Source organism: Actinomadura violacea (genome assembly GCF_017573465.1).
In the GTDB taxonomy this organism is placed as follows: domain Bacteria; phylum Actinomycetota; class Actinomycetes; order Streptosporangiales; family Streptosporangiaceae; genus Spirillospora; species Spirillospora violacea.
Map to the genome: position 1 here is coordinate 32,266 of NZ_JAGEPF010000050.1, position 14,677 is coordinate 46,942.

The following is a 14,677-nucleotide window of genomic DNA, read 5'->3' on the forward strand; positions in this document are numbered from 1 at the left end:
GGGCGCCGTCACGCCTGCGCGGCGGCTTGGCGGGTGAGGGTCTGCCAGAGGGCGTCGACCTGGGACTTCAGGTCGTCGAGGGTGCCGGAGTTGTCGATGACGTGGGTGGCGACGGCGCGGCGCCGGCCGCGGGTGGCCTGGTTCGCCATGCGGGCGCGGGCGTCCTCCTCGGTCATGCCGCGGCGGGACGTCAGCCGGTCCAGCTGCGTCTCCTCCGGCGCGTCGACGACCACGACGACGTCGTACATGCCGGCGAGGCCGTTCTCCGCGAGCAGCGGGACGTCGTAGACGACGATCGCGTCGGCGGGGGCGGCGTCCATCAGCTCCTGCATCCGCTCCCCCACCAGCGGGTGGACGATCGCGTTCAGCGCGGCGAGCCGGCCGGCGTCGGCGAACACGATCCTGCCGACCTTCTCCCGGTCGAGGGCGCCCGACGGCAGCAGCACCTCCTCGCCGAACTCGGCGGCGACGGCCGCGAGGCCCGGGGTGCCCGGCTCGACCACCTCGCGGGCGATCTTGTCGGCGTCGATGACCACCGCGCCGCGCTCGTCCAGCCGCGCGGACACCTCGCTCTTGCCCGACCCGATTCCGCCGGTGAGTCCCACTTTCAGCACGCGCCCACCCTAGCGGTCGCGGCTTTCAGGGGGTTTCGGCGGGGACGAGGGTCTTGCGCATGTGCACGAACGTCAGGTGCGCGGCGACCCGCTCGCGGTGCGTCTCGGCGAAGCCGAGCCGCCGGTACAGGCGCAGGTTGCCGTCGCTGAGGTGCCCGGTGAACAGCACCAGCGCGTCGGCGCGGCCCGCGACGCGCTCCTCCAGCTCCCGCATCAGCCGCCCGCCGATCCCCCGCCCCTGCAGGTCGGGCGCGACGACGAGGCGGCCGACCAGGCAGGTGCGGTCGCTGAACTGGGCGCGGACCGCACCGGCCATCCGGCCGCCGAGCACCGCCTTGAGCACGACCGCGTCGCCCTCCAGCACCTTGCGCAGCTGCTCCAGCGACTCGACGAGCGGCGGGATGAACGGGTCGCCGTACAGCTGCGCCTCGGTGACGTAGGCGGCGCGCTGCAGCGTCAGCAGCTCACCGGCGTCGGCCGGGACCGCGGCCTCGACCGTCGCCTCGCCCGCGGTCTCCTCCATGGTCGCCTCTCACTTCCCGATCCGGACGGTCACCGCGACCGGATAGTGGCCGGACGCCCCCGAGCGCGGCACGTCGTAGTCGCCGAACATCACGCCGTCGGAGCCGAAGACGTAGTCGGTGCGGTCGCCGTCGGCGGAGGTCGGGGACGGCTCGGCGCCGAGCGCGGCGTTCCGCAGGTCCGTCCCGTCGGTCATGCCGGCCACCTCGGGGCTGTCGGGCCCGGCGCCGAAGTCGCCGCCGATGACGGTCCGGGGCGCGCCGCCCCAGGCGCGCAGCAGCGCCGCGACCTCGCGGGACCGCTCGCCGCTCTCCCCGTCGCCGCCCTGCAGCCGCGTCGACCACACGTCCATCGTGGTGCCGCCGACGGCCAGCCGCGCCCACACGTACCCGCGGATCTGCGACCAGTCGCCCTTCTGCATCCGGCCCGTCCCGGAGCTGCGGACCGGCAGCGAGGTCAGGATCGCGTTGCCGAACTGCCCGTCCGCCGCGGGACCCCAGATCAGCTTCATGCCGAGCCGCCGCGACAGCCACACGCCGAGGTCGGCGGTGCCCGACAGCAGCGACCCGCGGCTCGCCTCCTGCAGCAGGACGACCTGGGCGCGCTGCCCCTCGATGGTGCGGGCGACGCCCTCGGGGTCCAGCCGGCCCTTCTGGTTGACGGCGTCCTCGATGTTGTAGCTGAGCAGCCGGACCTGCCCGGGGACGGGCCCGGCCTTCGCCGTCCCGTCCGGTGCGGCGACGGTGAACACCGCGGTGCCGAGCAGCAGCACGAGCGCGGCGGCGCCGCCGGCCAGCGCGCGCAGCGGCGCGCGCGCGGGAAGCGGGCCCCCGCGGGCCGCCGCGGCGGCGGCGAGGCCGCCGAGCGCGATGCCCGCGACGCCCGGCAGCAGGTTGTTCGGGAACGGCAGCGGCGACAGCGCGCTCACCTGGTACGGGACGAGGACGACGAGGATCAGGAAGCCGCCGAGCGCGGCGCCGACGTCGATCCGCGAGACGTGCCCGCCGGTCCCGGCGCGGCGCAGCGGGGCCCGGCACGCCACGGCCAGCAGCCACGCCGACAGCACCTGCCCGACGATCACGACCGGCACCACCTCGATGCCGCTCATCGCGTACGTCCCGGCGACCGCGCCGGCGCCGACCCCGAGCACGGTGCCGCCGAGCACGCAGACCCCGCCCGGCACGGCGCGGACGGCGAGCCCGGACGCCAGGAACGCCAGCGCCAGGCCCTGCCCGGCGACGATCGCGATGTGCGCGCCGGTCAGCGACTGCCACCCGGACGAGGCGACGAACGCGGGGCTGGACAGCACCAGCACCTGCAGCGCCAGGAACGGCCCGAACGCGGCGGCGCCCATCGCGTCCCGCCAGGACAGGCCGGGCGCCGTGACCGGCCCGGACGACAGCTCCCGGTAGAGGGCGGCGGCGCCGAGCGCCACGAACGCCAGGCACGCCGCCCACGGCCCGATCCCGTTGCGCCACACCGGGTCCCAGGTGGCGAAGCACATCCGGACGGCGGTGTCGGCGGACAGGCCCGCGACGGTCGCGGTGGCGAACCCGACGCCCGACAGCCCGCGCGCCCCCTCGAACAGCGCCGCGACCGCGATCATGCCGACGGCGGTGCCGACGAACGCCAGCCACGTCTGCGGGCCGATCACCTGCGCGAGCAGCCGGACGGCGAACAGCCCGCCCACGCCGACCAGCAGCAGCCCGCGCGGCCCGGCGGCGCGCCGCACCAGCGGCGCGGCGAACCCGGCGAGATAGACCACCAGCACGGCGATCGCGGCGACGCCGGTGCCGGCGTCGCCGGCGAAGTGGTCGAGCTGGGGAAGCGAGAAGCGCAGGGTCTGCGCGAGCACCGCGACCGTGATCGCGATGAGCGTCAGCCGGGCGGGGCCCTGCGGGACGATCGACGGCCCCGGCGCTGCCGGGCCGCCGGTCTTGGTGCCTACCTCTGTGCTGGCCAATTGAACGAGTGCTCCCGGGGGACGAGCGGACCTACGGGGGTTGCGGCGGCGCGGCGCTGCGCGGCCCCTGCGGACTCTACGGCCCCGGCGGGCGCCGTGCGCGCGGAACCCGCCGGGAGCGGGACGGATCTCACACCGGCGGTTCGCGCGCCGCCGGGTCCCGCACCGCGGGTTCCCGTTCCGCCGGTTCCCGCCGCACCCCTGACGAAACCGACCACGGCCGGAGCCGATCCGAGGATCGCGCTCCGGCCGTGGTCAGGTCGGCCTTGCGGTGGTCAGTGACGGGTCACTGGCCGCCGGACAGCTTCTCCCGCAGCGCGGCGAGCGCCTCGTCGGTGGCCAGGGCGCCACCGCCGGACTCGCTCTCACCGCCGCCGGAGTAGGAGGTCTCGCCGCCGCCGGTCACGGGGCCGGTCTCGGCCTCCGCCTCGGCCTTGCGGGCCTCCTCGATCTGCTTGCGGTGCGCGTCGAAGCGGGTGCGCGCCTCGGCGTACTGCCGCTCCCAGGTCTCGCGCTGCTCGTCGAAGCCCTCGAGCCACTCGCCGGTGTCGGCGTCGAAGCCCTCGGGGTACTTGTAGTTGCCCTGCTCGTCGTACTCCGCCGGCATGCCGTACAGCGTGGGGTCGAAGTCCTCTTCCTCCATGCTGGCGGCGCCCTCGTTCGCCTGCTTGAGGGACAGGCTGATCCGGCGCCGGTCGAGGTCGATGTCGATGATCTTCACGAAGATCTCGTCGCCGACCTGGACGACCTGCTCGGGGATCTCGACGTGCCGCTCGGCCAGCTCGGAGATGTGCACCAGGCCCTCGATGCCCTCCTCGACCCGGACGAACGCGCCGAACGGCACCAGCTTGGTGACGCGGCCCGGCACGACCTGGCCGATCTGGTGGGTGCGGGCGAACTGCTGCCACGGGTCTTCCTGGGTCGCCTTGAGCGACAGGGACACGCGCTCGCGCTCCATGTCGACGTCCAGGACCTCGACCGTGACCTCCTGGCCGACCTCGACGACCTCGGAGGGGTGGTCGATGTGCTTCCAGGACAGCTCGGAGACGTGCACCAGGCCGTCGACGCCGCCGAGGTCGACGAACGCGCCGAAGTTGACGATCGAGGAGACGACGCCCTTGCGGACCTGGCCCTTCTGCAGGGTGTTGAGGAAGGTCTGGCGGACCTCGCTCTGCGTCTGCTCCAGCCAGGCGCGGCGGGACAGGACCACGTTGTTGCGGTTCTTGTCCAGCTCGATGATCTTCGCCTCGAGCTCGCGGCCGACGTAGGGCTGCAGGTCGCGGACGCGGCGCATCTCGACCAGCGAGGCGGGCAGGAAGCCGCGCAGGCCGATGTCGAGGATGAGGCCGCCCTTGACGACCTCGATGACGGTGCCGGTGACGATGCCGTCCTCGTCCTTGATCTTCTCGATCGTGCCCCAGGCGCGCTCGTACTGGGCGCGCTTCTTGGACAGGATCAGACGGCCTTCCTTGTCCTCCTTCTGGAGGACGAGGGCCTCGACGTGGTCCCCGACGGCGACGACCTCGTTGGGGTCGACGTCGTGCTTGATGGAGAGCTCGCGCGAGGGGATGACGCCCTCGGTCTTGTAGCCGATGTCGAGGAGGACCTCGTCACGATCGACCTTGACGACGGTGCCTTCGACGATGTCGCCGTCGTTGAAGTACTTGATGGTCTCATCGATCGCCGCGAGGAAGGCTTCCTCGGACCCGATGTCGTTGACCGCTACCTGCGGGGTGGTCGAGGTGGCCTCGGTGCTACTCGTCATGTGTCGGCTGGCTCCGGTACGGACATGGAAGTCGTCATGGGTTGTGCGCGGAGGGCCGTCCGCCCTGCCGAGAACCGGAAGGAACGCGGTGCTGACCGCGTCAGTGAACCGAACCGATGTCGCCGACCTGACCGAGCGCGAGCCTGCTCCGTCCGAAGCGCGCGCAGGCCCACAGCGCAGCGATCAGGATATGGGACGCGGCGCGCCTGGTCAATCCGGTGGGGGCACCGCCGGCCGGCGCGCATCAGTAGACCCGCGCCCAGGCCCGGTACGGCTTGGCCAGCCGGTCCTCGAGCACATCGGGAAACGTCACGGTGTTCGGGTCCCCGTCAGATGTGTACCGCTCATCGGGGTGCTTGTCCAGATAGTCGAGCCAGGCCGTCGAGCAGAACTGCTTGCAGTCGTCCTCTTTGATCTTGCCCTCGGACCGCACCCGGTCGATCGCCCACCGGTCGAACTTGGCGTCGAACGGCGACACCGACGGCCGCCACCCGGCCAGGAAGATCCCCTGGAACGCGTACGAGCCGTCCAGCCTCTCCGCCCACGCCGGCTTGTGCGGGGCGACCCCGAACGGGTAGGCGAACGTCGTCGTGTGCGCCCCGGTCATCTTGACGATCTCGTCCTCCATGCCGCCGATCTCCTTGTGCACCTGGTCCTTGGTCAGATGCGACAGGTCGGGATGCGACATGGTGTGGTTGGCGACCTCGTACCCGTGCTGGACGAGCCACTTCAGCCCCGCCGCGGCCTGCAGCTCGTCCATCCCGAACAGGTCCTTGTTCAGGTAGAACGTCGCCACCGGCCGGAACCCGGGGTTCTCGCGGGCGACCCGCTCGATGACCCCGACCGCGGTGTCGGGCTTGGGGTTGCCCTGCGCGTCCAGCCCGAAGTGCCCCGGCGTGCTGTCGTCGAAGGTCAGCACGACGGGGTGCCTGCCGGCCGGGACGTCGATCCGCCCGCTGACGAACTGCGCCGCGGTGATCGGCACGTACCCGTCCTTGGCGAGCCGCGTCAGCTCGTCGTACAGCTCCGTGGTCGAGCGGTCCAGCGACTGCTGCGGCTTGACCATGATCCGGTGGTACATGAGCACCGGGATCTGGCCGAGCTCGTCGGCCTTGACCTGGGCCGCCGCGGGCGTCGCCGCCGCGAGCTTCACGGGCGCGGGCGGGCTCGCCGCCCCGCTCGGCGACGCCGCCGCGCGGCCGGGCGCCGGCGGCCCTGACGGCGCGGCCTTCCCCGCCGGGCGGTCGTCGCGCGCCGCGCGCGCGGTGGCCGCGGCCTGCGCCGCGTCGGCGTCCTTATCGCGCCCGCGCCGCTCCCCTGGCAACGTCAGTCCCAGGATCACGGCGCAGACGACCACAACTCCAGCGATCTTGTGAAGGAGAGGCACGTTCCCCCCGCCGGTAGACCCGAACAGGACCAGGGGGACAGCGTACGACCCCCCGGACATCAACGGACACCCACCGGCGTACCCGAATGATCTCCACAGACCACTCCACCGCCGCCCCGCATCACACCAAGTACGAAACCCCCCGGTAAACCCGGACACCCCGCCCGCGAACCGCGATCGGCGCCCATGAAAAGATGCCCCGCGCCCAGAACGGACGCGGGGCATACGGCAAGCCGCCTTGACAGGCCACGCCAACGCGCTCAAGCAGCAAGCGAGCCCGTCACCCGCCCGCCGACGAGCTCAGCTTGCACGCGAGCGCGGTATCTGACCGTGAGGGGCGACGCCGAAGGCGAGCCCCCGACGGGAAGCTCGCGAAGCGAGGCCGCGTTCGCCCCGATCACGGTCAGGGTCCGGGCCGCTAGGCGAGGGCCCTGGGCCGGAATTGAATCAATGCGCCGCTTCCTGCCAGGTGCGGCCGGTGCCCATGGAGACGCTCAGCGGGGCGCGGAGCGCGTAGGCGCCGGCCATCTGGTCGCTGACCAGGGACTTGAGCTCGTCGAGCTCGCCGGCGGCGACCTCGAACACCAGCTCGTCGTGGACCTGCAGCAGCATCCGGGAGCGCAGGCCCGCCTCGCGCAGGGCGCGGTCGACGTTCAGGCTCGCGACCTTGATGATGTCGGCGGCCGAGCCCTGGATCGGCGCGTTCAGCGCCATCCGCTCGGCCATCTCGCGGCGCTGCCGGTTGTCGGAGTTGAGGTCGGGCAGGTAGCGGCGGCGGCCGAGGATGGTCTCGGTGTAGCCGTCCTGGCGGGCCTTGCCGACGATGTCGCGCAGGTAGTCGCGGACGCCGCCGAACTGCTGGAAGTACTCCTCCATCAGGCCGCGCGCCTCGTCCGGGGAGATGCGGAGCTGCTGGGACAGGCCGTAGGCCGACAGCCCGTACGCCAGTCCGTAGTTCATCGCCTTGATGCGGGCGCGCAGCTCGGAGTCGATCTGCTCGGGCGGCAGGCCGAACACGCGGGACGCGGTGATGGTGTGGAAGTCGGCGCCGGTCCCGAACGCCTCCAGCAGCGCCTCGTCCTCCGACAGGTGCGCCATGATCCGCAGCTCGATCTGCGAGTAGTCGGCGGTCAGCAGCGACTCGTACTCCCCGCCGACGACGAACGCCTCGCGGATCTGCCGGCCCTCGGCCGTGCGGATCGGGATGTTCTGCAGGTTCGGATCGGTGGAGGACAGCCGGCCCGTCGCGGCGATCATCTGGTTGAACGTGGTGTGGATGCGGCCCGCGTCGTCGGCCATCGGGATGAGCGAGTCGACGATGCTCTTCAGCTTCGCGACCTCGCGCCAGCGCAGGATGTGCTCCAGCACCGGGTGGCCGTCCTTCTCCAGCAGGGTGGTGAGGGCCTCGGAGTCGGTGGTGTAGCCGGTCTTGGTCCGCTTGGTCTTCGGCAGGTTCAGCTCGTCGAACAGCACCTGCTGCACCTGCTTGGGCGAGCCGAGGTTGAACTCGTGCCCGACGGCCGTGTGGGCCTGCTGCTCCTGCTCCTTCACCTGGCCGCCGAGCGACGCCGACAGGCCCGCCAGGTGGTCGGCGTCGACGGCGATCCCGGCGCGCTCCATGTCGGCCAGCACGCGCACGAGCGGCAGCTCCACCTCGCGCAGCAGCCGCGTCGCGCCGCGCTTGTCCAGGTCGCCGTCCAGGACGTCGGCGAGCTCGGTGACGGCGCGGGCGCGGACGGCGAGCGCCTCGGCGGCCTCCTCCTCGCCGGACCCGTCCAGGGTGAGCTGCCCGGAGTCCTCGGTCTCGCTGCGCAGCTCCCGGTGCAGGTAGCGCAGGACGAGGTCGGCGAGGTCGAAGGTGCGCTGCCCCGGCAGCGCCAGGTAGGCGGCGAGCGCGGTGTCGCTGGTGACGCCGTCCAGCCGCAGGCCGCGCGCGGCGAGCGCCAGCATCGGGCCCTTCGCCTCGTGGATCGCCTTCGGGCGGGACGGGTCGGCGAGGAACGCCGCGAGCGCACGCTCGTCGTCCTCGATCAGCTCCGCCGGGTCGAGGTGGACGGCCGGGCCGTCCTTGGACGCCAGCGCCAGCGCGGTGATCTCGCCGGTGCCGCGCCCCCACGACCCGGTGACGGCGACGCCGAGGCGCCCGCCGCCGTTGGCCTCCAGCCACGCGCCGAGCGCGCCCGGCTCCAGCGCGTCCACCTGCACCTCGAAGCCCTCGTCGGCCTCCGGCTCGGCGGCCGACAGCGAGGAGTACAGCCGCTCGCGCAGCACCCGGAACTGCAGCGAGTCGAACAGGGTGTGGATCTCGTCGCGGTCCCACTGCCCCATCGTCAGCTGCGGCGGCGTCAGCTCCAGCCCGACCGCCGTGTCGAGCTTGTTGATCTGCTGGTTGCGCAGCACCCCGGCGAGGTGCTCGCGCAGGTTGTCGCCGGCCTTGCCCTTGATCTCCTCGACCTTCGCGACGAGGGTGTCGAGGTCGCCGTACTTGGTCAGCCACTTCGCGGCCGTCTTCGGGCCGACGCCGGGCACGCCCGGCAGGTTGTCGCTGCTCTCCCCGACCAGCGCGGCCAGCTCCCGGTACCGCTCGGGCGGCACCCCGTACTTGGCCTCGACCGCGGCCGGGTCCATCCGGGCCAGCTCCGAGACGCCCTTCACCGGGTACAGGATCGTGACGTGCTCGTTGACGAGCTGGAACGCGTCCCGGTCGCCGGTGACGACGAGGGTGTCGAGCCCGGCCTCGGTGGCCTGCACCGACAGGGTGGCGATGATGTCGTCGGCCTCGAACCCCGCGACCGACATCCGCGGGATGCGCAGCGCGTCCAGCACCTCGAAGATCAGGCTGACCTGGCTGCGGAACTCGTCGGGCGTCTTCGCCCGCCCCGCCTTGTACTCCACGTACTGCTCGTGCCGGAAGGTCGGCTCGCTGCGGTCGAACGCCACCGCGATGTGGGTGGGCTGCTCGTCGCGCAGGACGTTGATGAGCATCGAGGTGAAGCCGTACACCGCGTTCGTCGGCTGCCCGTCGGTGGTGGAGAAGTTCTCCACCGGCAGCGCGAAGAACGCGCGGTAGGCCAGGGAATGCCCGTCGAGCAGGAGGAGCCGGTCACGCTTGTCAGGGGTCGCTGGTTCGTTCGCCACACCAGGACTCTAGTCTGCGCGTACGACAGTTTTGTGGAGGCGTAAGTGAGCGACACCGACGGCCTGAGCCGGGACGACCTGGCCGCGAAGATCCTTTCCGGTGAGGGGATGGAGTCCCGCGGCGACCTGGCCAAGGCGATGGGCGTGGAGTACCTGGAGGTGTCCGCCGAACGCGTCGTCGGCCGCATGCCGGTCAAGGGCAACACCCAGCCGTACGGGCTGCTGCACGGCGGCGCCTCGTGCGTGCTGGCCGAGACCCTCGGGTCCGCCGGCTCGGCGATGCACGCCGGCCCCGGCCGCATCGCCGTCGGCATCGAGATCAACGCCACCCACCACCGGTCCGCGACCGAGGGGTACGTCACCGGCGTCGCCACCCGCGCGCACGGCGGCCGGACCCTCGCCACCTACGACATCGTCATCACCGACGACCAGGACCGCCGGGTCTGCACCGCCCGCCTCACCTGCATGCTCCGCGACGCCCCCGCCGCCTGACCTCCCGGCCCCCGCGTCCCGCGCTTCCGCGCTTCCAGCCCCCGCACGCCGCACGTCCGGCGCACGTCCGCCGCGTGTCGGCCGTAAGTCCGATCCGCCGCTTTCTTTGCGATGGACCGGCCGGGGTCTGTAGCGTGGATCGGAACGGCCTGGGATCACCGAGTAGACAACGCACGCGCCCGCAAGGGCCGTACGGCCCCAAAGGTGATCCCAGGCCCGGCACGTCCTCGCAGGCGGGCACCGTCACAGGACGGTTCCAGGACGCCCCGCGATCTGGCGGGCGCCGCGAACACCGTCCTACGGTGCGGACCATGCGGCCCCTACCTGCAGGACGCCCCCGCACCCCCAGAAGACGCCCGGAACGGCGCCCGGCGCGGCACACGGCACCACGCGCGGCGGCGGCCCTCCTCGCGCTCGCACCACTGCTCCCCCTGGCGTCCGCATGCGGCGGCCACGGCACCGCCCACTACCGCGTGCCCGCCCGCCCCGTCCGCGACGGCGAGCACGCCCTCCCCTACCGCGAGGTGACCGACGGGCAGATCGCGTTCGCCGCGATCGGCCTCAGCTCCGGCCTCACCACCATCACCGGCAGCCACGCCGACCTGCCGTCCCGGCTCGGCGGCTTCGCCCGCGTCCGCATGCTCGCCGAGAACCGCTACGCCACCTTCCACAAGATCGACCTCGACCGCCAGCTGCTGGTCACCACGCGCGGCGCCTACCCGCCCGACGTGAACGCGATGCGGGTCAAGCGGCAGCCCACCGACATCGAGCTCGGCTCCCGCGACCGGCTCGAGTTCGACCTGATGTACGACATCCCGAAGGACGCCCGGATCACCGCGCTGCGGCTCTACTCCGACCCCACCGACGAGCTCGGCGTCCCGCTGCAGCACGACCCCGGGGCGGAGCTGCCGTTGCGGTGAACGGCGGCCCCGCCCCGGGGTCGTGGTGGGACGCCCCGGCCGGGCGCTACTCGCCGTCGGGCGCGTCCGCGCCGTCCGGCTCGGCGTCGTCGGCGGGCTCGGCCTCGCCCTTCGCAGGCTCGCCCTTCGCAGGCTCGCCCTTCGCAGGCCCGCCCTTCGCGGGCTTGCTCAGCGCGACCGATTCCGGGCCGCTCGCGGCCGCCGCCGCACCCGGATCGCCGCCGACGTCGCCGCCCAGATACGCCGCCCGCACCTGCGGGTCGTCCAGCAGCTCCGACGCCGGCGCCGACCGCACGATCCGGCCCGTCTCCAGCACGTACGCCCGGTGCGCCAGCCGCAGCGCCTGCTGCGCGTTCTGCTCCACCAGCAGGATCGTCGTGCCGCGCCGGTTGATCTCCTCGATGATCGAGAAGATCTGCTGCACCAGCATCGGCGCCAGCCCCATCGACGGCTCGTCCAGCAGCAGCACCTTCGGCTTGGACAGCAGCGCCCGGCCGATCGCCAGCATCTGCTGCTCGCCGCCCGACATCGTGCCCGCCGCCTGCGTCCGCCGCTCCGCCAGCCGCGGGAACAGCTCGTACGCCTCCGCCAGCTCCTTGGTGTGGTCGTCCTTGCGGGCGTACGCGCCCATCAGCAGGTTCTCGTGCACCGACATGCCCGGGAAGATCCCGCGGCCCTCCGGCGCCTGCCCGATGCCGGCCAGCACCCGCCGGTGCCCCGGCATCGACCCGATGTCGGCGCCCTCGAAGAACACCGACCCCGCCGAGCAGGACCGCAGCCCCGAGATCGTCTTCAGCGTGGTCGTCTTCCCCGCGCCGTTCCCGCCGATCAGCGAGACGATCTCGCCCTCGCCGACCTCCAGCGACACGCCCTTCAGCGCCTCGATCTTGCCGTAGTGGACGTGCACGTCCTTCAGTTCAAGAAGCATCGGCCGGAGCCCCCAGGTACGCCTCGATGACCTTCGGGTCGTTCTGCACCTCGGCGGGCAGCCCGTCGGCGATCTTCTGCCCGAAGTCCAGCACCGCGACCCGGTCGCTGATGCCCATCACCAGGCCCATGTCGTGCTCGATCAGCAGCACCGTCCGGCCGCTGTCGCGGATCTTGCGGATCAGCTCCATCAGCGCGATCTTCTCCGCCGGGTTCATCCCGGCGGCCGGCTCGTCCAGCAGCAGCAGCTTCGGATCCGTGGCCAGCGCCCGCGCGATCTCCAGCCGCCGCTGGTCGCCGTACGGCAGGTTCTTCGCCATGTCGTGCGTGCGGTGCGACACCCCGACGAAGTCCAGCAGCTCCCGCGCCAGCGCCTTGCCCTCCCGCTCGGCGCGCCGGTGCTTCGGCAGCCCGAACGTCACGCTGACCAGCCCCGCGTTGTGGTGCGCGTCCGCGCCCACCTGCACGTTCTGCTCCGCCGTCATGTTCGGGAACAGCCGGATGTTCTGGAACGTCCGCGCGACGCCCCGCCGGGTGACCTGGTAGCGCTTCAGGCCGTTCAGCCGGCCGCCCGCGAACCGGATCTCCCCGGACGTCGGCCGGTACACGCCGGTCACCGTGTTGAACACCGTCGTCTTGCCCGCGCCGTTCGGCCCGATCAGGGCGAAGATCTCGCCCTCCCGGACCGTCAGGTCGACCGCGTTCAGCGCGACGACGCCGCCGAAGCGCATCGTCACCTGCGACAGCTCGAGCAGGGCGCCGCCGGTCTTGCCGCCCGCGCCGGACACCTCGCTCATCTGCTCCCCACCTCCGCCTCCGAACCGGACGTGTCGATCTCGGCGCCCATATGGCCCATCCCTCCGCCGCCCTCGGCCATCTCGGCCTTGCGCTGTCTCGACGGGATCAGCCCCTCCGGGCGGAAGATCATCATCGCCACCAGGATCGCGCCGAACGCCAGGTCCCGGTAGTCGGCCAGACCGCGGAAGCGCTCCGGCAGCCACGCCACCAGGAACGCGCCGACGATCACGCCGGGGATGTTGCCCGCGCCGCCCAGCACCACCGCGGCCAGGATCGTCGCCGACAGCAGGAACGGGAAGTTCGCCGGCGCCACGTAACTGGTCTTCGCCGCGAACACCACGCCCGCCGAACCGCCGATCGCCGCTCCCGTCGCGAACGACAGCAGCTTGAACTTGAACGTCGGCACGCCCATGATCTCCGCGGCGTCCTCGTCCTCCCGGATCGCCGTCCAGGACCGCCCGATCCGGCTGGCCTCCAGCCGCTTCGAGAAGATCACCACCAGGATGATCAGCGCGACCAGCAGGTAGTAGTACGGCCGCGCGTCCCTGATCTTGTAGGTGAACAGGTCCACGCCGAGGAACCACACGCCCTCATGGCTCGGCGGATGCGGGATGTTGTTGACCCCCCGCGTCCCGCCCAGCCAGTCGGTGTTCTCCGCGACCTTCCGGACGATCTCCCCGAAGCCCAGCGTCACGATCGCCAGGTAGTCGCCGCGCAGCCGCAGCGTCGGAGCGCCCAGGATCACGCCGGACACCGCCGCCAGCACGATCCCGCACGGCAGCAGCGGCCAGAACCCGATCCCGTGCTTCACGGCCATCGTCGCCATCGTGTACGCGCCGATCGCCCAGAACGCCACATACCCGAGGTCGAGCATGCCGGCGTACCCGATCACCACGTTCAGGCCGAGCGCGAGCAGCACATAGATCCCGATCGGATAGAACAGGATCGTCTGCCAGTCCGACTCCGGCGACATCGCCGGCGCGAGACCCTGGTAGGGCAGGAACAGCGCGCCGATCACCAGAAGGACGTAGACCGCCCAGCGCTCCCAGCCCGGTGCCCGGTCCCAGTGCGTGCGGACGGCCTCCAAGGGCCCGGAGAGCGCACCGCGCAACCCCGCCGTGTTCGCTGTCTTGTTCGTGTTATCGCTCATGCGCGCGCCTGCTGGAGGGACTCACCGAGGATGCCGGTGGGACGGAACAGGAGGATGACCACGAGCAGCGTGAACGCGATGACGTCCTTCCACTCGGAGCCGAAGATGGAGCCGCCGTAGTTCTCGATCAGCCCCAGCGTGAACCCGCCGACGAGAGCGCCGCGCAGGTTCCCGATACCGCCGAGCACCGCGGCCGTGAACGCCTTGATACCGAGGATGAAGCCGATGTTGAACATCGTCTGCTGGTAGAGCAGCGCGAAGAAGAACCCCGCCGCGCCCGCCATCAGGCCGCCGACCACGAAGGTCACGACGACGACCCGGTCGATGTTCACGCCGAGCAGCACCGCCGTCTCGGGGTCCTGCGCCGTGGCCCGGATACCGCGGCCGAGCTTGGAGGCGTTCACGAACCGGTCCAGGACGATCATCATCACGATCGCCGCCACGAAGATCAGCAGCTTGTCGTTGCGGACGTCCCCGGAACCGATCGAGAACAGCGTCTCCTTCTTCATCAGGTCCGGCACGTGGATCGGGTCGCGCCCGCCGCCGTGCCCGAAGAAGTGCGGGATCACCGTCGTCGCGAACAGCTCCTGCAGGAACAGCGACGCGCCGATCGCCGAGATCAGCGCCGCCAGCCGCGACGCCCCCTTGCGGCGCAGCGGCCGGTAGGCGATCAGCTCCAGCACGAGCGCCGCCCCGCCCGACGCGACCATCGACGCGATCAGGCAGGCCAGCAGCACTCCCACCAGGGCGATGCCGGTGTAGGGGCCGTTGTCGAAACCGACCACCTGGATCAAGGTCAGCCCGCCGAACGTGCCGATCATGAAGATTTCGGAATGGGCGAAGTTGATGAGCCGGAGCACGCCGTAGACCATCGTGTAGCCGAGCGCGACCAGCGCGTAGATCGAACCGACGGTCAGCCCGTCGACCGTGTTCGCCCAGAACTGGGATGTGAAGTCGTGGAGCACAGAGGGTTCCTCAAGAAAGAGGGGGCGGGAGCGCAG

The 14,677-nt window shown here is 71.8% G+C and carries 12 protein-coding genes; 2 read left to right on the top strand and 10 right to left on the bottom strand.

Features of this window, described 5'->3' with window-relative positions; all coding sequences use genetic code 11:
• Positions 1 to 8: 8 nt before the first annotated feature.
• The 6 genes from coaE to polA all read right to left on the bottom strand — a co-directional run bounded on the left by coaE (position 9) and on the right by polA (position 9,389).
• The gene (coaE, locus tag J4709_RS49820; RefSeq protein ID WP_208252531.1) at positions 9 to 614 is read right to left on the bottom strand and encodes a dephospho-CoA kinase; all 606 of its coding nucleotides are present in this window, start codon (positions 612 to 614) and stop codon (positions 9 to 11) included.
• A 25-nt stretch (positions 615 to 639) separates the two neighbouring features.
• The gene (locus J4709_RS49825) at positions 640 to 1,137 is read right to left on the bottom strand and encodes a GNAT family N-acetyltransferase (protein WP_208252532.1); all 498 of its coding nucleotides are present in this window, start codon (positions 1,135 to 1,137) and stop codon (positions 640 to 642) included.
• 9 nt (positions 1,138 to 1,146) lie between these two features.
• Entirely contained in the window at positions 1,147 to 3,099 is a 1,953-nt protein-coding gene (locus J4709_RS49830) for an endonuclease/exonuclease/phosphatase family protein (RefSeq protein ID WP_208252533.1), read from the bottom strand.
• Positions 3,100 to 3,385: 286 nt separating this feature from the next.
• Positions 3,386 to 4,864 (bottom strand): 30S ribosomal protein S1, encoded by a 1,479-nt coding sequence (gene rpsA / locus J4709_RS49835; RefSeq protein WP_208252534.1) that lies wholly within the window; start codon positions 4,862 to 4,864, stop codon positions 3,386 to 3,388.
• A 244-nt stretch (positions 4,865 to 5,108) separates the two neighbouring features.
• Positions 5,109 to 6,206: a polysaccharide deacetylase family protein gene (locus tag J4709_RS49840; protein WP_307802149.1), complete on the bottom strand. Its 1,098-nt coding sequence runs from the start codon at positions 6,204 to 6,206 to the stop codon at positions 5,109 to 5,111.
• Between the two features lie 492 nt (positions 6,207 to 6,698).
• Positions 6,699 to 9,389 carry a DNA polymerase I gene (gene polA / locus J4709_RS49845; protein WP_208252536.1) on the bottom strand — a complete coding sequence of 897 codons (2,691 nt, stop codon included), beginning with the start codon at positions 9,387 to 9,389 and terminating at the stop codon, positions 6,699 to 6,701.
• A gap of 108 nt (positions 9,390 to 9,497) precedes the next feature.
• On the opposite strand from polA, the gene J4709_RS49850 reads away from it, so the two are divergent.
• Entirely contained in the window at positions 9,498 to 9,881 is a 384-nt protein-coding gene (locus tag J4709_RS49850; RefSeq protein WP_173101791.1) for a PaaI family thioesterase, read from the top strand.
• Positions 9,882 to 10,192: 311 nt separating this feature from the next.
• Positions 10,193 to 10,801, top strand: a complete 609-nt coding sequence (locus J4709_RS49855) for a DUF4352 domain-containing protein (RefSeq protein WP_208252537.1) — start codon at positions 10,193 to 10,195, stop codon at positions 10,799 to 10,801.
• Positions 10,802 to 10,847: 46 nt separating this feature from the next.
• Here J4709_RS49855 and J4709_RS55300 read toward each other — a convergent pair whose 3' ends face one another.
• The 4 genes from J4709_RS55300 to J4709_RS49875 are packed head-to-tail and all read right to left on the bottom strand — an operon-like array spanning position 10,848 to position 14,641.
• Positions 10,848 to 11,729, bottom strand: a complete 882-nt coding sequence (locus tag J4709_RS55300) for an ABC transporter ATP-binding protein (protein ID WP_208252538.1) — start codon at positions 11,727 to 11,729, stop codon at positions 10,848 to 10,850.
• Entirely contained in the window at positions 11,719 to 12,525 is an 807-nt protein-coding gene (locus tag J4709_RS49865; protein WP_208252539.1) for an ABC transporter ATP-binding protein, read from the bottom strand. The genes J4709_RS55300 and J4709_RS49865 overlap by 11 nt, the downstream gene beginning before the upstream one ends.
• Complete coding sequence (locus J4709_RS49870; RefSeq protein WP_208252540.1) at positions 12,522 to 13,676, bottom strand: branched-chain amino acid ABC transporter permease; 1,155 nt, start codon at positions 13,674 to 13,676, stop codon at positions 12,522 to 12,524. Before J4709_RS49870 ends, J4709_RS49865 begins: the two co-directional genes overlap by 4 nt.
• Entirely contained in the window at positions 13,673 to 14,641 is a 969-nt protein-coding gene (locus J4709_RS49875; RefSeq protein WP_208252541.1) for a branched-chain amino acid ABC transporter permease, read from the bottom strand. The genes J4709_RS49870 and J4709_RS49875 overlap by 4 nt, the downstream gene beginning before the upstream one ends.
• Positions 14,642 to 14,677 lie beyond the last annotated feature (36 nt).

Bases quoted from the DNA above. Each gene is read 5' to 3' on its own strand.
- J4709_RS49850 (WP_173101791.1), top strand. From the start codon at position 9,498: ATGGAGTCCCGCGGCGACCTGGCCAAGGCGATGGGCGTGGAGTACCTG.
- J4709_RS49825 (WP_208252532.1), bottom strand. From the start codon at position 1,137: ATGGAGGAGACCGCGGGCGAGGCGACGGTCGAGGCCGCGGTCCCGGCC.
- J4709_RS49855 (WP_208252537.1), top strand. From the start codon at position 10,193: ATGCGGCCCCTACCTGCAGGACGCCCCCGCACCCCCAGAAGACGCCCG.
- J4709_RS55300 (WP_208252538.1), bottom strand. From the start codon at position 11,729: ATGCTTCTTGAACTGAAGGACGTGCACGTCCACTACGGCAAGATCGAG.
- J4709_RS49870 (WP_208252540.1), bottom strand. From the start codon at position 13,676: ATGAGCGATAACACGAACAAGACAGCGAACACGGCGGGGTTGCGCGGT.
- J4709_RS49865 (WP_208252539.1), bottom strand. From the start codon at position 12,525: ATGAGCGAGGTGTCCGGCGCGGGCGGCAAGACCGGCGGCGCCCTGCTC.
- rpsA (WP_208252534.1), bottom strand. From the start codon at position 4,864: ATGACGAGTAGCACCGAGGCCACCTCGACCACCCCGCAGGTAGCGGTC.